This window comes from Streptococcus sp. oral taxon 431 (genome assembly GCF_023110115.1).
Taxonomy (GTDB): Bacteria; Bacillota; Bacilli; order Lactobacillales; family Streptococcaceae; genus Streptococcus.
Genome location: NZ_JALDVP010000009.1, coordinates 26,725 through 48,325 on the forward strand (window position 1 = coordinate 26,725; position 21,601 = coordinate 48,325).

At 39.5% G+C, this 21,601-nt stretch carries 17 protein-coding genes; 4 read left to right on the forward strand and 13 right to left on the reverse strand.

Translation table 11 applies throughout. The annotated features are described in order from the left end of the window. Positions 1 to 88: 88 nt before the first annotated feature. The 3 genes from M1F91_RS08730 to M1F91_RS08740 all read right to left on the reverse strand — a co-directional run bounded on the left by M1F91_RS08730 (position 89) and on the right by M1F91_RS08740 (position 5,954). Positions 89 to 2,047, reverse strand: coding sequence for a peptide ABC transporter substrate-binding protein (locus M1F91_RS08730; protein ID WP_247913398.1), 1,959 nt, complete (start codon positions 2,045 to 2,047; stop codon positions 89 to 91). A 160-nt stretch (positions 2,048 to 2,207) separates the two neighbouring features. Next, positions 2,208 to 4,175, reverse strand: coding sequence for a peptide ABC transporter substrate-binding protein (locus tag M1F91_RS08735; protein WP_247913399.1), 1,968 nt, complete (start codon positions 4,173 to 4,175; stop codon positions 2,208 to 2,210). Positions 4,176 to 4,343: 168 nt separating this feature from the next. Beyond that, positions 4,344 to 5,954: an alpha-glucosidase gene (locus M1F91_RS08740; RefSeq protein ID WP_247913400.1), complete on the reverse strand. Its 1,611-nt coding sequence runs from the start codon at positions 5,952 to 5,954 to the stop codon at positions 4,344 to 4,346. A gap of 149 nt (positions 5,955 to 6,103) precedes the next feature. Between M1F91_RS08740 and M1F91_RS08745 the strand changes: the two genes are divergently transcribed. Together M1F91_RS08745 and M1F91_RS08750 are read left to right on the forward strand one after the other, a co-directional pair. Next, positions 6,104 to 7,588 carry a DUF1846 domain-containing protein gene (locus M1F91_RS08745; protein ID WP_247913401.1) on the forward strand — a complete coding sequence of 495 codons (1,485 nt, stop codon included), beginning with the start codon at positions 6,104 to 6,106 and terminating at the stop codon, positions 7,586 to 7,588. 157 nt (positions 7,589 to 7,745) lie between these two features. Then, the gene (locus M1F91_RS08750; RefSeq protein WP_247913402.1) at positions 7,746 to 9,221 is read left to right on the forward strand and encodes a M protein trans-acting positive regulator PRD domain-containing protein; all 1,476 of its coding nucleotides are present in this window, start codon (positions 7,746 to 7,748) and stop codon (positions 9,219 to 9,221) included. A gap of 78 nt (positions 9,222 to 9,299) precedes the next feature. On the opposite strand, the gene M1F91_RS08755 is transcribed toward M1F91_RS08750, so the two are convergent. The 10 genes from M1F91_RS08755 to M1F91_RS08800 all read right to left on the reverse strand — a co-directional run bounded on the left by M1F91_RS08755 (position 9,300) and on the right by M1F91_RS08800 (position 19,488). Further along, positions 9,300 to 9,827 carry a hypothetical protein gene (locus M1F91_RS08755; RefSeq protein ID WP_247913403.1) on the reverse strand — a complete coding sequence of 176 codons (528 nt, stop codon included), beginning with the start codon at positions 9,825 to 9,827 and terminating at the stop codon, positions 9,300 to 9,302. Positions 9,828 to 9,931: 104 nt separating this feature from the next. After that, complete coding sequence (gene glmS / locus M1F91_RS08760; protein ID WP_247913404.1) at positions 9,932 to 11,740, reverse strand: glutamine--fructose-6-phosphate transaminase (isomerizing); 1,809 nt, start codon at positions 11,738 to 11,740, stop codon at positions 9,932 to 9,934. A gap of 274 nt (positions 11,741 to 12,014) precedes the next feature. Next, a complete protein-coding gene (locus M1F91_RS08765) occupies positions 12,015 to 12,815 on the reverse strand; it encodes an ADP-ribosylglycohydrolase family protein (RefSeq protein ID WP_247913405.1) in 801 nt (266 codons plus the stop codon). Positions 12,816 to 12,915: 100 nt separating this feature from the next. Next, positions 12,916 to 13,209, reverse strand: coding sequence for a DUF5960 family protein (locus tag M1F91_RS08770; protein ID WP_247913406.1), 294 nt, complete (start codon positions 13,207 to 13,209; stop codon positions 12,916 to 12,918). Continuing rightward, positions 13,202 to 13,564, reverse strand: coding sequence for a hypothetical protein (locus M1F91_RS08775; RefSeq protein ID WP_247913407.1), 363 nt, complete (start codon positions 13,562 to 13,564; stop codon positions 13,202 to 13,204). The genes M1F91_RS08770 and M1F91_RS08775 overlap by 8 nt, the downstream gene beginning before the upstream one ends. Beyond that, positions 13,561 to 14,976 (reverse strand): Y-family DNA polymerase, encoded by a 1,416-nt coding sequence (locus M1F91_RS08780; protein WP_247913408.1) that lies wholly within the window; start codon positions 14,974 to 14,976, stop codon positions 13,561 to 13,563. Before M1F91_RS08780 ends, M1F91_RS08775 begins: the two co-directional genes overlap by 4 nt. 3 nt (positions 14,977 to 14,979) lie before the next feature. Beyond that, positions 14,980 to 15,666, reverse strand: coding sequence for an XRE family transcriptional regulator (locus tag M1F91_RS08785; protein ID WP_247913409.1), 687 nt, complete (start codon positions 15,664 to 15,666; stop codon positions 14,980 to 14,982). A 355-nt stretch (positions 15,667 to 16,021) separates the two neighbouring features. Beyond that, positions 16,022 to 16,531: a DUF6287 domain-containing protein gene (locus M1F91_RS08790; protein WP_247913410.1), complete on the reverse strand. Its 510-nt coding sequence runs from the start codon at positions 16,529 to 16,531 to the stop codon at positions 16,022 to 16,024. A gap of 306 nt (positions 16,532 to 16,837) precedes the next feature. Beyond that, a complete protein-coding gene (locus M1F91_RS08795) occupies positions 16,838 to 17,785 on the reverse strand; it encodes an AEC family transporter (protein WP_247913411.1) in 948 nt (315 codons plus the stop codon). Positions 17,786 to 17,862: 77 nt separating this feature from the next. After that, the gene (locus M1F91_RS08800) at positions 17,863 to 19,488 is read right to left on the reverse strand and encodes a malolactic enzyme (protein WP_247913412.1); all 1,626 of its coding nucleotides are present in this window, start codon (positions 19,486 to 19,488) and stop codon (positions 17,863 to 17,865) included. Positions 19,489 to 19,846: 358 nt separating this feature from the next. Here M1F91_RS08800 and M1F91_RS08805 point away from each other — a divergent pair, with 358 nt between their 5' ends. Beyond that, positions 19,847 to 20,197 carry a helix-turn-helix transcriptional regulator gene (locus M1F91_RS08805; protein ID WP_004250856.1) on the forward strand — a complete coding sequence of 117 codons (351 nt, stop codon included), beginning with the start codon at positions 19,847 to 19,849 and terminating at the stop codon, positions 20,195 to 20,197. Positions 20,198 to 20,324: 127 nt separating this feature from the next. Further along, positions 20,325 to 21,203, forward strand: a complete 879-nt coding sequence (locus M1F91_RS08810; RefSeq protein ID WP_247913413.1) for a LysR family transcriptional regulator — start codon at positions 20,325 to 20,327, stop codon at positions 21,201 to 21,203. Positions 21,204 to 21,601 lie beyond the last annotated feature (398 nt).

A 21,601-nucleotide genomic window follows, 5' to 3' on the forward strand; every position in this document is an offset into this window, starting at 1 on the left:
TATATTTATTAGAATTTTTACTACATTTTATGTTTTTAAAAAACAGCTGAAATAAAAAAATAGAGCTCTTAAAAAGCTCTATTTTTAATTATTTAACGTGACTTTCGAACTCTTTTTGATTCTTTTCGACTGAATTTTTACGTTCTAGTTCCCATTTGGCTTTAGCTTCGTCAAATTGAGCAGTTGTTACGACTTCGGTTTGCAATTTCATGTACTTATAGTTACTTCCAGTACCTTTGATTCCGACAAGTGAGTAAGCTCGTGTAAATGGTGTCACACGTGTTACTGAAGCTCCACCACCGTTTGAATTCACAGGGAGCAATAGCGAACTATCAATCAGCCAAGCTTGTGCATCTGCATAATTTTCATAACGTTTGGATACGTCTGTATTTTCTGCATCTGCCGCTTTCAATTTTTGAGTATATTGGTCCAATCCGATACTTGTAATCTTATCAGTATCCTTGCTTGGATCAAGTCCTAAAATCTTGAGATAGAATCCATCCTCAGCATTGAAAGGATTAAGATAAGTCGATGGATCTTGGTAGTCCGCAGACCAACCATCCAAGTTCAAGTCATAATCATGATCAGCTGTGGTTGGCGCTTGAAATGTCGCATTGGCATAGTCTTCTGTTGAAATTTGAACGACATCAATCACTACATTTTCTGACCCAAGAGTTGATTCGACAGATTGTTTAAGCGAATGAATCTTTGGAAGCAAGGTTTTATTAACTTGGTCTACAGGCAAGTCCAAATGAATCGGGAAGGTCACACCTTGTGCTTCTAGTTCTTTTTTAGCCTCTGCAAACTGAGCTTGTGCTTTTTCTTTATTGAAGTATCCGTCTTGAGCGTCTTCAAGATTCATATTTGACCACTGCGTACCATAGTTTACCAACTTAGATGAAACTGTCTCACCAAAAGTCTTGTCACCTACTTGCACGAAAGTTGGTGGCACAAGTGTGTTACGAAGAGTGTTTTTAGCTGCTTCTTCTCCATTAGACTGAGCCGAATAGGCTGTACGGTCAATTGCAAAGTTGATCGCTTGACGGAAATTTTTATTTAAAACAGCAGCTTGGGTAGCTTGTTTTTGCTCATCGCCAGTCTTAGCTGTATGATTGTATGTTTGGCGATTAACGTTAAAATTATAGTACCAAGAAGTCGCATCCTGCAAGCTATAGACGATGTTGTCCTTGTATTTTTCCTTAGTCTTAGCAAAGTTTGAACTATTTGGGTAAACACCCGCAGACGAGTAGGCTCCGCTTTCGAAATTACGGATCGTCATATCTTGGTCAGAACCATCAACATAAGCCAACTTAACTCTTTCAATGGTCACTTTTTCTTGGTCGTAGTAATGAGGGTTCTTCATGTACTCAAGTGATGATTTTGATGTGAAATCTTTTAACAAATAAGGACCACTGTAGAGAATGCTGTCTGGTTTCAATTCTCCAAATTCTTTACCTTTAGAAGTCAAGAACTCTTCATTGACTGGAAAGAGGATACTATTGGTTGTTTTAGAGTTCCAGAATGGTTCTGGACGCGTCAAAGTATATTGGACAGTGTAATCATCTACAGCTTTCACACCAACATTTGAAAAGTCAGTATTTGTGCCTGTCACATAATCATCTAATCCCTTGATTGAGTTCTGAATCAAATCGAGAGCTTGACTCTTGTTATCAGCTGCATACTTGATACCTGTGACGAAATCTTGTGCTTTAATTGGGGCGTATTCTTCCCCGTCAGCAGTGAACCATTTTGCATCTTGACGAAGTTTATAAGTGTAAGTCAAACCATCCTTTGAAACACTCCAATCTTCTGCAAGAGCAGGAATGAGATTCCCATAATTGTCATTTTCAAGCAAACCATCTACCAAGTTGGTTACAACAGCGGTATTATCACCAGAGTAGTCCAACAGGTAGTTGAAGGTTGTCGGGTCGGCACCAAATGTTGACGAGTAGGTTTTAACATCTGATGCTGACTTCCCACACGCTGTCAATAAGACCGCCGCGGCAAGCGTCAACCCCGCTCCAATCAGTCGTTTTTTGAGTTTCATGATTCATTTTCTCCTTAAATGTTAGGTTTTATGACATATGTCTATTTTATCAAATTTCGCCCCAAAAGTAAAGTTATTTAATTATTTGCACACCGTCACTAAGACGAAAAAAGAAAGAAATCCCGCATAAAATCAGGATTTCTTTCATCGTTGTTTAAGATTATTTAACGTGGTTCGCTAACTCTTTTTGATATTTAGCGTTTGTTTCAAGTTTCTCTTTTTGCCATTTCTTGAGAGCTTCTTCGTATTCTTTAGTGGTTACAATATCATTTTGCAACTCTAAACCTTTAAATACAAACGGATCTCCCTTGATACCAACTTGAGAGTAGGCTTTCGAAAATGGTACTGTACGACTAACTGTAGGAGAACCTCCTGAAGATGCTACAGGAATGAGAAGCGAACTATCAGATACCCAAGCCTGTGCTTTAGCATATTTTTCATAGCGTTTGTTAAGATCAGTTGTTTCTGATGCTGCATCATCCAAGAGTTTCTTGTACTCATCAAGACCAACTTGTGCCATGACTTCTGGATCTTTACCTTTTGTGATACCCAAGTGTTTAAGGGCAGAACCCTTCTTAGCATCCAAGATGTTTAGATAGGTAGCTGGATCTTGATAGTCTGGTCCCCAACCAGTTCCATTCAAGTCATAGTCTTTTTGAGAAGGAACTTTAGCTTGAGATGTAATGCTCATTTTCTCATTATCTGTCATTTGAAGCACATCGATGACAACATTTTCAGTTCCAAGCGCTGCTTCGACAGATTGTTTGAGGGAGTTGGTTTGTTGAACAGCAATGACATCTGTCTGTTCAACTGGAATATCCAAATGGATTGGGAAGGTTACACCTTTAGCTTGCAATTCCGACTTGGCTTTTTCAAAGGCAGCTTTTGCTTTTGTTGGATTGTAAAGGGTATCTTTACCATCTGTCAAAGCTACATCTTTCCACTGGTCTCCGTATGTTACCAATTGTTCTTGAGCCAATTCACCGAAGGTCTTTTCACCGACCTGAACATAGTCATAAGGTACAAGACTGGTACGGATAATCTTGTCTGCTCCTTCTTCACCATTCATCTGAGCAGAGTAAGCATGACGGTCAAGAGCAAAGTTGATTGCCTGGCGGAAGTTTTTGTTGAGAAGCGCTTCTTTTGTAGAAGTCTTTTGTGCTTCATCTGTTTTTGCTGTTTTATTGTAAGACTGACGATTCACGTTGAAAGTAAAGTAATAGCTGGTCGCTTCTTGCGGACTATAGACAATCTTATCCCCGTATTCTTGCTTAGTTGAATCAAAGTTTGAACTTGTTGGGAAGAGACGAGCTGTTGTATAGGCTCCTGATGAGAAACTACGAATCAATGATTCTTGGTCAGATCCATCGTAGAAAGTAAGTTTAACGTGGTCAATCTTAACATTGTCTTTATCCCAATAATTTGGATTTTTTTCGTACTCGATCACTGATTTTGAAGTGAAGTTCTTCAAAATATATGGTCCATTATAGAGAATACCTGAAGGTGTTGCTGCACCATAATCTTTACCTTGAGAATTCAGGAATTCTTCATTAACTGGGAGCATAGTCGCTGTTGTTACCTTAGAATTCCAAAAGCTTTCTGGTTGGTTCAAGGTGTATTGAACAGTGTAGTCATCAATTGCTTTAACTCCAACTGTTGAGAAGTCATTGCTTTCACCACTGACATATTCTGCCAAACCTTTGATAGAATCTTGGATCAGACTTAAGCCATCTGACTTACCATCAGCAGCATGCTTCAAACCAGTCACAAAGTCTTGAGCCTTGACCTCGGCGTACTCCTCACCTTCAGAAGTATACCATTTGACACCTTTACGTAGTTTGTAAGTATAGGTCAAACCGTCTTGTGAAACCGACCAGTCTTCAGCAAGAGATGGAATCAAGTTTCCGTATTTGTCATTTTCCAAGAGTCCGTCGACCAAGTTAGCAATGACGTCCGATGTTGAACTTTTACTAGTAACGCTATAGTCCAATGTTGATGGATCGATGGCATATACGTATGAAAATGTTGTAGGAGCATCTGCTTTTTTCTCTGTCTTTCCACAAGCCGCTAAAAGAAGAGCTGCACTCATCGTTATCCCTGCTACTGCGAGCAACTTTTTCGATTTCATCGGTATTCTCCTTTAAAATACTATTTTTCACCATTATACCCTATTTTTTTATAAAAGCAAGGGTTTTCATGCAATTTTTTAGAAAATTCAAACTAATATTTTTTTAAGAAATTTCTACACTTATTTTAGAAAAAACTCAAGCATCTTTGGATACTTGAGTTTCTAGGTTTATTTGGCTAATTCGACACAGAATGCATCCCAAGGAGCCAAGGTCTGTGTAGCTAAAGCTGCTTCTACTGAGGTATTTTCAATCAAGACAGATTTGATTGATTCTTCAACTGCAAACTCTTGCTTTTGGTTGGACAAGTTAGCCACAACTAGGAATCGACGGTCGCCATCTTTACGGATGTAAGCAAAGACTTTCTCAGCCGTTTCTAATAATTCAAAGTCAGCTTGAACCAGCCAGCTGTTTTCTTTGCGAATCTGAACTAATTTTTGATAAGTATAGAAGATGGAATCTGGGTTTGCTAAAGCCTCTTCTACATTAATCTTTGCATAGTTTGGATTGACTCCTAACCATGGTTTCGCACTTGAAAAGCCAGCGTAGTCTGTAGTATCCCACTGCATTGGGGTACGCGCATTATCGCGTCCAATCACACGAATGCTATCCATAATTTGCTCTAGCGGTACACCTTGTTCTAGCGCTTCTTTGGCATAATTGATAGATTCAATATCTTCTACTTGATCCAGTGTTTCAAATGGATAGTTGGTCATCCCAATCTCCTCACCTTGGTAAATATAAGGTGTTCCTCTCATGAGATGAAGCAAGATTGCAAAGGCTTTGGCGGATTTTTCACGGTATTCTCGGTCATTTCCCCAGATAGAGACGATGCGCGGAAGGTCATGGTTATTCCAGAAAAGGGAATTCCAGCCATCCTCAACTCCTAATTCTGTCTGCCACTTGTTGAAAATCTCTTTTAATTTCCCTACATTTAGCTCTTTTTGGTAGTGCCACTTCGGTTGTCCTTCCTGATACTGAAGACAGATATGTTCAAACTGGAAGACCATAGACAACTCTTGACCTTCAGGATTCGAATATTTCTTGGCCTCTTCTGGATTTGCTCCCCAAGTCTCCCCTACTGTCAAAAGGTCTTTGCCGCCGAAAGTAGCCTGATTCATTTCCTTAAGGTAGGGATGAAGCATGGGACCATTGTTGACAACCTTCTGGTCAGGTATCTTCCCAATCATGTCAATAACGTCCATACGGAATCCACCAATCCCTTTATCGATCCAGAAATTCATCATCTCATAGATTTTATGACGGAGCTCTTCGTTTTCCCAGTTAAGGTCTGGTTGTTTCTTACTGAAAAAGTGCAGATAATATTGACCAGACTTTTCATCGTATTCCCATGCAGAACCACTAAAAGTAGAGGTTAAATCATTGGGTTTATCTCGCCAAATATAGTAGCCACGTTCGGGGCTTTGAGGATTTTCACGCGCTTCAATAAACCAAGCATGCTCATCGGATGTATGATTGACAACCAAGTCCATAATGATTCGAATATCTCGTTTTCTGGCTTCAGCAATGAGCTGGTCCATATCTTCCATAGTTCCAAAGATAGAAGCGATGTCTTGATAATTGGCAATGTCATAGCCATTGTCATCCATAGGGCTATCATAAACTGGCGAAAGCCAAATTGCTGTAATTCCAAGCTTAACTAGATAATCTAACTTGCTAGTAATTCCAGGTAGATCACCAATCCCATCTCCATTACTATCCTTGAAGCTTTTAGGGTAGACTTGATAGACAACTGCATTATGCCACCATTTTTCTTGCATATTTTCACCTCTTTTAAATTCACTTTACTCCATCATAGACTTTTTTTATCATTTGTGCAAGCGTTTGCGTTATCTTTTTTCTTACTTTTATTACTCTCTAGTTTCTTATCTTCTATTTTTTTTATATAATAGAAAATAGAGGTAAAAAAATGAAAAAACAAGCTTTTAGTTCTGAAAAATATCTAAATTTACAACGCGACCATATTTTGGAGCGTATTAACCAGTTTGATGGCAAGCTATACTTGGAGTTTGGAGGCAAGATGTTGGAAGATTTCCACGCTGCCCGTGTACTTCCTGGATATGAGCCAGATAACAAAATCAAACTTTTGCAAGAGTTGAAAGAACAAGTCGAGGTTGTTATTGCCATTAACGCTAGCAATATCGAGCACTCAAAAGCTCGTGGTGACTTGGGTATTTCTTACGACCAAGAAGTGCTTCGTTTGATTGACAAATTTAACGAACTTGGTATCTTTGTTGGCTCTGTCGTTATCACTCAATACGCCGGTCAACCAGCTGCAGATACCTTCCGTAATCAATTAGCAAAAAATGGGATTGACTCTTATCTCCACTACCCAATCAAGGGTTATCCGACAGATATGGACCATATCATCTCTCCTGAAGGTATGGGGAAAAATGACTATATCAAAACGAGTCGCAATTTAATTGTCGTGACTGCTCCTGGACCTGGATCAGGTAAGTTGGCAACTTGTATGTCTAACATGTACCACGACCAACTGAATGGTATCAAATCCGGTTATGCTAAGTTTGAAACCTTCCCAGTTTGGAATCTACCTCTCCATCATCCAGTTAACTTGGCTTATGAGGCTGCCACAGCAGACCTTGATGATGTCAATATGATTGACCCGTTCCATCTCCAAACTTACGGAGAAACTACCGTCAACTATAATCGTGATATCGAGATTTTCCCTGTTCTCAAGCGTATGCTCGAACGTATCTTGGGCGAATCTCCTTATGCATCTCCAACTGACATGGGTGTAAATATGGTTGGTTTTGCAATCACTGATAACGATGCTGCAATTGAAGCATCGAAACAAGAGATTATCCGTCGCTACTACCAAACAGTTCTCGACTTCAAGGCTGAAAAAGTTGCTGAGTCTGCTGTCAAGAAAATCGAACTTCTCATGAATGATCTCGGCATTACGCCAGCTGACCGTAAGGTTGCTGTTGCTGCTCGACAAAAAGCTGAAGAAACAGATGGACCTGCTCTAGCACTTGAGTTACCTTCTGGTGAAATCGTCACTGGTAAGAATTCAGAATTCTTTGGTCCGACAGCTGCTGCCGTGATCAATGCTATCAAGAAGTCAGCGAATATCGATGCTGAAACCAAGTTAATTGAACCAGAAGTGGTGAAACCAATCCAAGGTTTGAAAATCAATCACTTAGGTAGTCGCAATCCACGTCTTCATTCTAATGAGATTCTTATCGCTCTGGCAATCACAGCTATGCAGAATCCTGATGCAGACCGCGCTATGAAAGAACTCGGAAATCTCAAAGGTAGCGAAGCTCATTCTACGATTATCTTAACAGATGAAGACAAGAACGTTCTCCGTAAATTGGGAATTAACGTAACCTTTGATCCCTACTACCAATACGATCGTTTATATCGTAAGTAGATTGAAGACTCGTAGGAACTTCTTATCAAGCATCACCCCTCTTCGATAGATTTCGAATCTCTCTTAAGGGGTGACTTTCTTTTATGCTAGAATTATGATAATCTTCGGTTATCTTCTTTTCTAATTATTCTAACATTACTTCGGGAGTTTATTTATAATGAGAGAATTACTCAGCCAAAAAGAGCAAAGGCAATTAAAGATTTTAGAATATTTGTTTGAAAATCCTGACTGGATTTACCTAGATGATTTATCTAAGACCATTGGCTACAATGCTCGTATCATCAAGAGTGATATCAAGGATTTACGCGAAGTCTTCCCAGACTTTGATATCAGACATTCAACTGCAGGGATTATGATGGTGAATGTACAAAATAATGGTATTGAGCGAATCTACCAATATTTCTTACAGACATCCGATTATTTCCAAATTTTAAAAGCTTTCTTCCTCTTGAACAGCCCCTTTACCTATGAACATCTTGCCGAATCTTTGGATATTTCCCTTCCTTCTTTGCGTAAGAAGGTTGCAGATATCAATAAGATTCTTGACGGAACCTACCGCTTCAAGCTCAAGGTAACCCCTATCTCTATTATTGGTGATGAAAAAGATATTCGATTTTTCTTCTCCCAATATTTCCATGAAGCATATAGCTTTTTAGAATGGCCCTTCACAGAAATCAAAGAAGCAGACATTGATAGCTTTGTTTCCTTCTTTATCAATTTGGCAAAATTCCCTGCAAAATATCAAAACCTCTACCAAATCAGAACTCAGGCTACAGTCGATTTGCACCGAATGAAGAGAGGTTATTTTGTTCGTTTCCCAAAACAAACCACTTCCTGGTTGAGCCCTATCTACGACCAACTCTCTAATTTTCAGCATCAGTTACAAAACTTGGCCCAAGGGCTCAATGTTGAAGTCACCCCTGAAAACCTTAATCAGATTTTCAGTCCCTTTGCTGAACCTGGTCTTTTCTTTACAGTCGAAGATTTCCTAGAGGCTCGTCAGTCTTACGAACAAGTCGATCGTTCTTATCATGCTGCGCGAGACATCCTAGACAACTTAACTCGAAGATTTGGTGTTCAATTTTCAAATACGGATACCTTGATTTGGAACCTGCACAACACTGCCTTGCTTGAGCGAAGAGAAATCAACTCCGAATCGATCATTTCACAAAACAAGGATTATACGCTTGGAAAAATTAAAAAATTCTTCCCTAAATTTTATGAAGCAACCGTCTTTGAAATGATGCGATACAAAAACATTATGGGACAAAATGAGAAAACTCCTGCCCTTTCTCACCTGATCTACACGCTGTTCACTCACGCTGAAGGGCTTACAGATCAATTATTTGAACATAAAAAGAAAGTCAAGGTATTAGTTCTGAGTGAGTATGACTTTGCCCACCCAGAATTCTTGATTTCTCTCTACGAATTCCATACTTCAAATAATATCCAGTATGAAACTTGGGATAAAGAAACCCTTAACATCGAAGAAATCATGGATAGTGACTACGATGCTATTGTCACTAATTTTGATATCAAAGGCCTCGAAGACATGCTCGTCATTAATATCAGTCGACTATCTATCCTGCAAGTTGTCAACGAACTCAATAAGATTTCTATGCAAGATTTATAAATTTAAAAACCTCCTAGAAAATATCTAGGAGGTTTTTAATAATCTATGTTTTCTCTAAAGAATCATGAACCAATCACATTATTCAAAATCAACAGTATTATTCTTAATCACAAGCTTGGTATGAGCTGTTATATATTGTCGGTCAAGGGTTGTTGTAATTTCCCCTTCACCATTTATAATATGCCAAGCTCCATCTTTATGAACCACCATAGCAACTTCTTGTTTGTTTTTATCTTCATTCTTAACAGCCAAGGCATAGGCGTCATCGACCCCTTCTAGCAAGAGTTCTTTGTTGCTACTGAGTGTCAGTAGATAATAGGCTCCGTCTCGAACACCAATATTGTATTGATTATTAACAAATATGGTTTTGTCGTAGCTAGGTCTTGGTTCAGAAGTTCCTGATCCGTTTCCAAGGATATCCTTAAAAGTATCCTTTTGCTTTTCTGCCTCAGCCTGTTCTTGGGATTTGATAAATTCCTGAACTGCAGCAATCTTTTCACTCTCTTGTTTCTTTGAAGCTCTCATTTGATGAATCACTACAGTCCGAATCAAAAACGAACTTGCAAACAAGAGTCCTATGATAGATGAAATTTTCCCCTTTTTCATTTCCGCCCCAATCTCCTTATACTTCACTATTAACTACTTTTCTATAGTATAACAAGATTTTTATAGGTTGACAAGAAATGTTGGAATTCAGTAACAGGACTTCCTTATTCCACCGTTACAGACTTAGCAAGGTTCCGTGGTTTATCCACATCAAGGCCACGGTGAAGGGTTGCAAAGTAAGCGACTAGTTGCGTTGGTACGACCATTGAGATTGGTGAGAGGTAAGGGTGTACGGTCGTAAGAACGATGTCGTCTGTATCTTTAGCAACATTTTCTTCTGCGATGGTGAGGACCTTAGCGCCACGCGCTGCCACTTCTTGGATATTTCCACGAGTGTGGTTGGCAAGGACTGGGTCTGACAAGAGAGCTAAAACTGGTGTTCCATCTTCAATCAAAGCAATCGTTCCATGTTTGAGTTCTCCAGCCGCAAAGCCTTCACATTGGATGTAAGAAATCTCTTTGAGTTTGAGACTAGCTTCCATAGCCACATAGTAGTCTTGACCACGTCCAATGTAAAAGGCATTCCGTGTTGTTTCAAGAAGGTCACGAACCTTAGCATCAATCAATTCTTTCTCTGAAAGTGTTGACTCGATAGACTGAGCCACGATAGACAACTCGTGAACCAAGTCAAAGTCTTGAGCTTTTTCGTTGCCATTTGCTTCACCAACTGCTTTTGCAAGGAAGGCAAGGGCTGCGATTTGCGCAGTATAAGCCTTAGTTGATGCTACGGCAATTTCAGGACCTGCATGAAGCAACATAGTATGGTTGGCTTCACGTGACAGAGTTGAACCAGGCACGTTTGTCACTGTCAAGCTTGGGATTCCCATTTCATTGGCCTTAACCAAAACCTGACGGCTATCAGCTGTTTCACCAGATTGGCTGATAAAGATGAAAAGGGGTTTCTGGCTAAGAAGTGGCATACCGTAACCCCACTCAGAAGAGATACCGAGTTCAACTGGTGTATCTGTCAATTCTTCCAACATCTTCTTAGAAGCAAACCCTGCGTGGTAAGATGTTCCAGCTGCAAGAATGTAGATGCGGTCTGCCTCTTGAACAGCCTTGATGATAGCTGGGTCTACCACTACTTGACCAGCCTCATCTGTGTAAGCTTGGATCAACTTACGCATCACCGTTGGTTGCTCATCGATTTCCTTGAGCATGTAGTAAGGGTAAGTTCCCTTACCGATATCAGACAAATCAAGTTCAGCAGTGTAGCTAGCACGCTCACGACGATTGCCATCATAGTCTTGAACTTCAACGCTATCAGCTTTCACGATTACTAACTCTTGATCATGGATTTCCATGTATTGGTTGGTTTCACGAATCATAGCCATAGCATCTGAGCAGACCATGTTATAGCCTTCTCCAAGACCAATCAAGAGTGGTGATTTATTCTTGGCTACATAGATGACATCTGGATTTTCAGAGTCAATCAAGGCAAAAGCATAAGAACCACGAATGATGTGAAGAGCTTTTTTGAAGGCTTCAAGTACTGACAAGCCGTCTTCTTCCGCAAATTTTCCAATCAAGTGAACGGCGATTTCTGTATCTGTTTGTCCCTTGAAGTTGTGCCCTGCAAGGTATTCTTCCTTAATTTCAAGATAGTTTTCGATCACCCCATTGTGGACCAAGACAAAACGTCCTGTCTCAGAGCGATGTGGGTGAGCGTTGTCTTCTGTTGGTTTACCGTGAGTGGCCCAACGAGTATGTCCAATACCAGTTGTCCCCTCAACGTCAGCTGTCTTAGCAGACAATTCTGCGATACGGCCAACTGCTTTCACCAAATAGCTTTCAGCACCACCTAGAACAAAAATCCCCGCAGAATCATAGCCACGGTATTCGAGCTTTTCAAGCCCTTGAATCAAAATATCAGTTGCATTTGTGTTTCCAACAACACCAACAATTCCACACATAGTATATACGACACAGGCAGGCTGCGCTTTCTCCTTATCGAAATTGGTATAGTCTGATTTTCTGTTTTTAGAATCAGTGAAAACAGTATATACTTGTTTCTTTCACTTGTCAAGAATAAAAATTGGTATAGCTCAATTGTTTTTAAACAGCAAACAAAAAAACCATTCAAGAAATAGCTCTTGAACGGCTTAGAAATATAGCTAATCAACTGATATCCATACCCTATCTAACACTAGATATCATAGTTTATCTTTTCTCACCCCTCGTAGCCAATTATTTATTAGGGTGGATGGGATAAGTACTTTCAAAAGTATCCACTATCTCTACTAAATGATCATCCAAATAGGCCATAGCTTGATTTCTGATTGGAGCAGGAATTCCATAGTAGGCTTGCGCAAGACCTCCACAGATGGCAGCGATGGTGTCGCTATCTCCTCCGATGGAAATAGCATTTCTGATAGCATCTTCAAAATCTTGTGACTCGAAAAAGGCTTGGAAGGCCTGAGGAACTGACCCTTGACAAGTCACATCAAAGCTATAGTCCTCACGGATTTGGTCCAAGGTAAAGTCCATGGGATAATAATTTTTATCGATGTAGTCTCTGATTTCATGGCGGTTAGAACCAGTTCTAGCCAAGAAGATAGCTACTGCAACTGCTTCTGCACCTTTTAGCCCCTCAGGATGGTCGTGGCTGACTTCTGTCACTGCTTGGGACAAAGCCTTTGCCTGCTCTATGCTATCTGCCGCAAAACCAACAGGGCTGATTCTCATGGCAGAGCCATTGCCATAACTACAATAGTGTTGAGGATCCTCTGAAAAGATCCAGTAGAAAAAATGACCGCCATAGCCACAATTTGGATATTGTCTCCCTATCTCTTGCATGTATTTCACTGCATTTTTCGAGAGTTGACTCCAGTCTTCCCTACTAGCCAATAAGGCTTTAGCAACCGCCAACGTCATGATACTATCGTCGGTCGGACAAGAATCCTGGGTGAACAAATCAAACTCTTTACTCTTATGATTATCCGCCTCAAATCGGGAACCAATAATATCTCCAATAACTGCTCCTAGCATAAGCTACCTCCTAGAAGTTTTTCTCCTGTTCCCAGGTAATACTTCATGAATTTTCTTCATTATACCATGTTTACTAATGTTTCGGTATTTCCTATGCAATCTACGGGCACTTTTGTTTCAGTCCGAGATAGGTATAGGTTCGAGTACGTGGACAATCTTTTTCCATCTTCACTCTAAAATAAAACCGATGTTCCCTTCCGTCCGTGGCATTTTCCTTATTCAAGACAAAGTAGTCCTTTTGGTTAATGGCCATGGTTCGTAGAATATCATCAATCAAGAAAGTCAGAGGTACATTCATGGCAGAGTATTTTTGGAAATCTTCTTCAAAGCGGATGTAATCATCTGAGAAGTAATCCATCTGCAATCTGTTTTCATATAACTCTTTTCTAGTCATCAACTTCCTCCTGACACAGTTGGATTGTGAGAATATCATCAACCCTTATTAATCGATAACCTTCATCCGTTCTAATAGAGATTTCTTGAGGAGATAATTCTCTTACTTCACCCAATATGGTGCTTTTATGATTTTTCTCCTTGACCATAAAAGAGCCTTTTAGTCGTCCAACGTAGAGCTGAGAAAGTAGCAACAACTTCTCGACTGGATTCAAATCTGTCGATAAATCAACACGATTTTTTTCTGCACTGAGTGAACTGGTATGCTCCGATAGAAAAAAGCCCATCCACTTCTGCATGCCTGGATCCTGATAATCCCTCGCGGATTGGAAGGGCAAATAAGAGCGATCAATCATTTTAGTCCATCTAATCCTCCAGCAGAGTGTCCTCCGATCAGCTTACTTCTGGCAATACTTCTCGATGCATCCTCTAAGGAAGTCGCCTTCAAAAGGGAAGTAAAGCCGAATTGCTCTCGAATAGAATCAATGGCAGTCTGGAGCCTTTCTTCTTTTTCTACTTTATCAACATCATCAAAAAGGGAAATCATCGCAAAGGATTCATCCACAAATCCTGAATAACTAACGGCAACACTCCTGACAGCCCCAGAAGTATATTTGCTATGGAATAATTTCAGTACATAACTGACCAAAAGACTCGTACTGTTGGTCGGCTCCACCTTCATCTGGGTATGGATGGAGCGTTTTTGTTCCTGCTTAGAAAATCCAAGATGAATAGACACCACTGTCGTCTTCTTTCTGGCCCGTCGAAGCCTGATAGCCACCTGCTCAGCCATCTCTCGAAGGATAATTTCGATATCTCGCTGTTTGACATAGTCTCTCGGTAAAATTTGCGAATTGCCCAAGCCGTGAGATTTGGCTTTATAGGGCTTGTGAACATTACTCTCGTCAATCCCATTGGCATGAAACCACAAGCGTAGTCCAGCTTGGCCAAGTTCCTTCTTCAGGACATCAGGATTGCTATTGGCTAATTCCTTAATCGAATAGATTTCCAGGCTATTCAAGCGTTTCTCCATCCGATGCCCAATCCCCCAAAAGTCGGTCATCTTTGGAATGGACCAGACCTTGTCTTCCACATCCTGGTAAGACCAATTGGCTCGCATGGTCGGTGTGTGCTTGGCTTCATTATCCAAGGCCAACTTAGCAAGCAGAGGATTAGCGTTAGACATGCCGACCGTCGAGTAAATCCCCGTCTGCCGCCAGATATCTCTCTGGATCCGAGCCGAAAGCATATCTAGCTTATCTTTGCGAGAAATCTGCTGATCTGGGACAAAATAATTGAGCGAACTGGTTAGATCAATAAAGCCTTCATCAATTGAATAAGGATAAATATCATCTGGACTGCCATAATTCTGGAAAATGCGCTGAATTTCCATATTGACCGCGATATACTTATCCATCCGAGGAGGGACAATGACAGTCACCCGAGCCCAATCTTCGATAAATTTCACATAGTCCGGGTCTGTCCGTAAGCCTTGTTTTTTGGCATTATAGTAGGAAAATTTACGCGTTTTGATATCAAAGGGGAGGTCATAGGCACGGCCTACATTTGCTTTCCCAAAAACCTTTTTAAACATAGGCGAGGAGGCAAGAATAAGCCCAACAGAATTATCCGCCCGACTCATGACACAAAGGGAGGTTTTGAGGGGATGGAGTCCTCTTTCTACACACTCAACGCTAGCATAAAAGGACTTCATATCGACAAAGGCAATATCACTTTGGGGCTCTCTGGAATAATCAAAGTAGCCCATAGACTATCCCTCCATTGGCACAAAGTTACCTACGATAATTCCCACAATCCGCGGATCTTCTTCGTAAGAAATGTGAATATCCTTATATTTAGGATTGATGGAGACCAAACGCAGACCATCTTCTTCTCGATAGACCCGTTTGATATAGGTCTGGTTATTGCAAACCACTGCATAGACCGCTCCGTCATAATCAAATCCGGTCTCTCGAATCAGAGCCACTGAACCATTTTGATATTTGGGTTCCATGGAATCTCCAGACACCCATGAAGCAAAATCGTGAGCCAGTTCCTCATTAAAGTAAACCGTATCAAAGTTACGATCATCATAAACTGAAGCACCAATACCAGCCGACATGCGTTCATAGACATGATACTCGTAGAGTTTTTCCGAAATAAGCGTCACCTTCTTGGCTTGTTCTTCTTGAGCCAAGTTGCGAGCATAGACTACCACCTTCTCTTTTCCTTTATTGGAAAGGCTATTATAGAGGCGGACAATTTCGATTTGAGTAAAATAGCCTTTTGGTACTTTTAAGATTTTCTCTAGCTGACGAACCTTTTCTTCAGAAGGCTCTTTAACTCCACGTTCCCAAGCTGAATAGGCCTGAAAACTAATACCAAGCTGCTCTGCAATCTCTTTTTGTGTTAGCTTTAGCTCTTTTCTCCGAGCCTTAAGTTTTTCTGGTTGGTACATGATTTACCTCCTAGTTTGATGTTTTCATCATCGGTTGACTCTATTTCTGAAACTCAACCATTTTGGTTTAGTTTTATTATATAAAAAAAGTAGATGAATGTCTAGTGGAAAAATCCAACTTTAAACCCTACTTCCTTCATCTTCATAAAATGATCATGACTCACAAATAAAGAAGAAAGGCGGTGGGACAGAAATCGATAGACAAAGTCTCGATTTCGTAGTCCCAGCCCCGCGAGGATGATTAGGAGCTTTTTGGAGTCTAAAAGACGAACAAAAAGTTCAATCAGCTACCGCGTCAAAGTTTGATTGCTAATAAAAAGTGAGGTCGGGATCTTTTGTCCCAACCTCTTATCATTTAGTCTACTTTATAAAAAACTTGTTCTGAACTAGTTGGAGCAGCTTGACCAGCAATCAGCCTATTTTGAGTTAAATCAGTATCTAACCCATCCATAATAAGTCCAGCAGGGTAAATACTCATTCCATAGCCTGAGATACCATCTCTAATGCTGAATTCAATCGTTCCATGGCTACCCATGCGCACTTTTTCAATATTCCCACTGTTTACTAGTCCATTTTTATCGAATGTAAACTCTTGCCCGAGTCCATTTCTCCAAGTTCCAACTAGAGTCGAGAAATCTCCATTGAGAATAGCTTGCTCATCTATTTTTTGTGATTTAGCATTCGTTTGCTCTTCTTGTATCGAAGGTTTTTCCTCCGTAGTCGTAATACTATCTTGAGTAGTTGTTAAACTAGTGGTCGTTGTTGCACTTGTTGTACTAGTTGATGTCGTACTAGTAGTAGAAACTTGTTCTGTTGGAGTACTTACTGCTTCTGCATCTTGCTTCTTATGATTAAAGAAGAACATAAAACTTATCAGTACTATAGCAATTAAGCAACTTAACAGAATCAAAATCCAATTGATACCTTTTCCTATTTTCATTTATAACTCCTTTAAATTATTCGTATTTAATTATATCATACTAAACTGATACTAGGAAGAAATTGTATAAGACAAAGACTAGTGGTGAGAATTTTGGGGGTGAACTCTCTTATTGAGGATTAAAAAAGAACACCCCGAAAGGTGCTCTTTGTAAGTATAGTCATTCTTTCGAAGAACGTTTACTAAACTGTAATGCTTTACGAGCTTTCTTCAATCCTATCCTCTTTCTTCTTATCCTAACAAAGTTTGTAATATTGGAATAACAACGATAAATAGAACCGTACTTAGAGTCACCACATTCGTAGAGAATTCCACATCTCCTTTGCCCTGATTAGCAAGGATCGGGAGAACAGCTAGAGCTGGTGTCGCGGACTGAATCATAAAGGTCTTAAATTCTACTGTCTCCATATTTGGTGCAAAGAACTTCAATACAAGAAGCATGATTAGAGGAGCTAGGATAAAGCGTCCAACTAAAGTGACAATTGTATCTTTATCAAAAGTAATAGTATTCAAGCCTGCCTTTGCAAGAACGATACCAATATAAATCAGAGATAGGGGAGTAACGATATTTCCAACATAGGTTAAGGTATTCGTTGCGAAATCTGGAATAGAGATTCGGAGAATCAAAAATAGCAGAGCTACAAGAAAACCTACAAGCGGAGCTGGTAGCAATTTCTTCCAGTCAAATTTACTTGTCTCCTTACTTTGACCCGATTTACTGTCGCTCGTCATCAAATACACGCCCAATGTCCAGGTGGAAATCGTGTTGGTGATATAGTAAATTAAGAAATAAGGAAGAGCCTGATCCCCAAAAAGAGCAACGTTTAAAGGTAAACCAATAAAAATAGTATTAGCATTCACAAAGGTATTCATCATGGTTCCTCGCCGTCCTGGACGAACCTTGAAAACCACAACTGCAATATAAGCTACGATATAACCCAAGATAAAGGCCACAAATGTATAAAGGAGACCTCCAGAAAGACTGATTAGTTTATCTAGTGTCAGGTATTTCATTACCGACACAAAGATTGACGCTGGCAAGGCTACATTCATGATCAAACGAGATAGGTTAGGTCCAAAGGCATCTCCAAACCATCCCTTCACCTGAAGAATATACCCCAAAACAATAATAGCGATAATCGGAATGATACTCGTAATCGAGGTTAAAAAGAGTGACATAGGCATCCTTTCTAAATTACTTAAGTCCACAGCCCATACAAATCTGTCGCTAGTGAAGGATAGGCAGCAGCAGTGAATTATTTATACTCTGGATACCACTTCAAATCACGAACTGCTTTAGCCATATCTGTTTCCTTAGCATGCGCAAGACCTTGCTCTTGTGCTTTTTTAGCGACTGCTTCTGCTACTTTAATAGAAACATCTGCTACATACTTGAATGGTGGCAAGACAGGAGCTCCTGGTTGGCCTGGATTGACAATACCACTCAATGAATGAGCCGCTGCTCCAATCATTTCATCAGTCAAAAGACTTGCTTCAGAAGCCAGCATACCTAGACCAAGACCTGGGTAAATCAAGGCATTATTGGCTTGACCAATCACATAGTCGACACCTTTATAAGAAACTGTATCAGCAGGAATTCCTGTTGCGACAAAAGCTTTGCCATCTGACCATTCAATCAAATCTTTGGCACTAGCTTCAGCCAGTTTGGTTGGATTTGACAAAGGGAAAATCATTGGACGTTCTGTATTTTCACACATAGCCTCTACTATTTCTTTAGTGAAGGTATTAGGTTGAGTCGAAGTTCCTACAAGAATGGTTGGCTTCACAGTCTTCACTACTTCAAGCAGGTCAGTCAATTTGTCTGCATTACTAAAGTCAGCACGTTTCTTAGCAAATGGTTTTTGTTGAGGGGTTAGGTCATCCATGTCATCAAAGAGAAGACCTTGTTTATCAACCATAAAGAAACGTTTATAGGCTTCTTCTTCAGAAAGACCTTCACTCACCATTTCACGAAGAACACGAGCGGCAATTCCTGCGCCCGCAGTACCACCACCATAGCAGAGATAAACTTGATCTGTTAATTTTTCACCACTAATATCCAGTGAACCAAAGATACCACCTAAGGTAACGATTCCTGTACCTTGAATATCATCATTAAAAGTTGGAATTTGTTTCCGATATTTTTCAAGAATATTGGCAGCATTCGAGCGACCGAAATCTTCCCAGTGAAGGTAGAGTTTAGGAAAGAGACGTTCTGCTGTTTGAACAAATTGATCAATGAAGTCGTAGTAACGATCTCCGCGAACCCGTTCGTGACGATTCCCTAAGTAATTAGGGTTGTTACGAAGTTCTTCACGGTTAGTCCCTGCATCAATAACTAAAGGAAGAACCATAGAAGGATCGATTCCAGCAGCACCCGTGTAGACCATCAATTTCCCAACAGAAATATCGACACCATTTGTTCCCCAGTCACCGATTCCAAGAATTCCTTCAGCATCTGTTACAACAATGAGACGAATCTCGCGTTCCCCAGCAGCATTTTTCAAAGTGGCTTCAATATTTTCAGGATGATTAATATCAAGATATCCAGCATATTGGGGATCTACAAAGAGGTCACTATAGCCTTCAATGGTATCTGCAATGGTTGGATCGTATACAATTGGATTGAATTCCTCCAAATGTTGAGAAAAGAGGTAATAGAAAAGAGTTCGGTTGGTGTTAAAAATTTCCATTAGGAAAAGACGCTTTTCCAAATCATTGGCTTTTGTTTGCATTTGTGCATAAGTTTGCGCCGCTTGTTCTTCAATCGTTTGAACATACGGTGGAAGTAAACCAATAAGGCCTAGTTCCTTTCGCTCCTCTAAGGTAAAGGCAGTTCCCTTATTAAGGAAAGGATTGTTTAAAATATCATGTGCAGTCATAGTGCAACCTCCTTTTTACTTCTATTATACTACTTAAATGAATTGTTTGGAAAACTTTGTCGTTTAAAAAATACGATTATGTACGTATATGTTATAATGAGTCTACGAGAACAATTTTCTAATAAGCTCTTTTTTACTTAAAACACTTTTATTGATGATATTTCAAGTTGTTAAATTTTATAAAGTCCTGAACTCATGAAACTCTCGATGATCACTCTTTACTAAAAGTTTCGAGTGAAAGAAACTAATCATACAAATTGGCAATCCGAATTAAAATAAATATTATATAAGTTTGTTATACAATACTTTGTATTTTTTAAGATGTTTTTTTGTCATGCAAAACTTGTATTCTATTTATATGACGAATAAAAACTATTTACAACAATATATTTCCCAAAAAGTGAAATATTTTCGAACACAGAAAAAAATGAGCCAGGAAGAACTTTCGGAACAAGCGGGTCTCGGGCTTAAGTATATCAATCAACTTGAAAACCAAAATGTGAATCTGACCATTCACAGTCTTGAAAAAGTGATTGTCGCCCTAAAGATGACCCCAGAGGAATTTTTCAATTTTGATAGCCTTGAATCAACCTCTGATAAGACCGACAATCTTTCACTCAAAAGAATCAACATGAAGATTAAACAGCTCCCTATTGATAAACGAGAAAAGATGTTGGTCATTTTTGAAAGTATCTTAGATAACCTTTGATATCCCTGACTCACTTACATTTTAACCGGCGAATACTCGTATAGTCAAATTGTAGGATACGGATAAAAATTATTTATCTGGTGATTTCCACTTATTTTCCTTCTCCAACTAATGAAAGTGAGCCCATATGAATTTAAAGGATCTACAATATTTTTATGACCTCTGCCAGCTTCAATCCTATACGGAAGTAGCAAAACAACACAAAGTCAGCCAACCATCTATTTCTTATGCCATCAAGCGCTTAGAGGAATCTTTTAATTGCAAATTGATTCACCACGATCCCTCGCATCGTTCCTTCAAACTAACTCCTCAAGGGCAAATCCTTCTAAAGCATACAGAAAAGATCTTACCTGAGGTCATTTCTACTCGCAAAGAAATCAATCGTTCCTTGGCCCAATACTCTACTGTAGGATTTCCTCCTATTATCATTCAGTATCTCTTTGCTGCCTTAAACGAAAAAGATAAATTCGATTTTTTAAAAAAGGTACGCCCTATCCGCGGTGGCTCCGTAGAGTTATTAAATCTTCTCCTCAAGGGAGACCTTGATGCAAGCCTACTCGGCTTGATTGAACCACTCAATCATCCTTCAATAGAGACACATGAACTCTTTCATAAAGAACTGTATGTCGTTTTATCTAAGAACCACCCTCTTGCTACTGCTCCTTCCCTCACTTTTGAAGATTTAGTAGATCAATCCTTTATACTTTTAGACGAACACTTTGTTCACCTGAAAGCTTTTGAACTACTTAATCAAAAGTATCAAAACAAGGCAGAAATATTCTTTAAGAGTGACGACATTGTCATCATTAAAGAACTTTTAAAGAAAGGGATTGGCCTTAGTTTACTGGCTGATATCGCACTTTCTGATGAAGATGATGATTTAATAAAAATCCCTCTAATACCGGAGGACCAGATCACATTTACAGTTTATTATGCTTATCTCAAATCAGCTACACTGTCATCAGAAGCAGAAGCCTTATTTCATCTCATTAAATCATATGAATAGAAAAAACTCTAACTATCAACTACCTGATAGCTAGAGTTTTTTTAAGACCTGGTTGGAAAAGTCTGGATTTCAGTTGAATTAAAAACAGCGTAATATCAAGCGCTCACTAAATTCTATCTGCTTTTTTATGTCAAAAAAACTGAATGAGTTTGATTGAAATAGGGGAAATACAAAAAACAAAATATCAACTACTAGAAATTGAAAATTTTTATTCTTGTATAGGCTCTAAGACTAACGTGAAACGATATAGTTTTTATGGCTTAAATATTGAGAGCATAAAATTTAACATTCTATAAACTAATCCAGGCGGATATTCAAATATTGTAGAAGTGAACACTTTTTCGTATATCTTACTAATTAATCATCCCCAAAGCAATCATCAATCACATGACTGACAT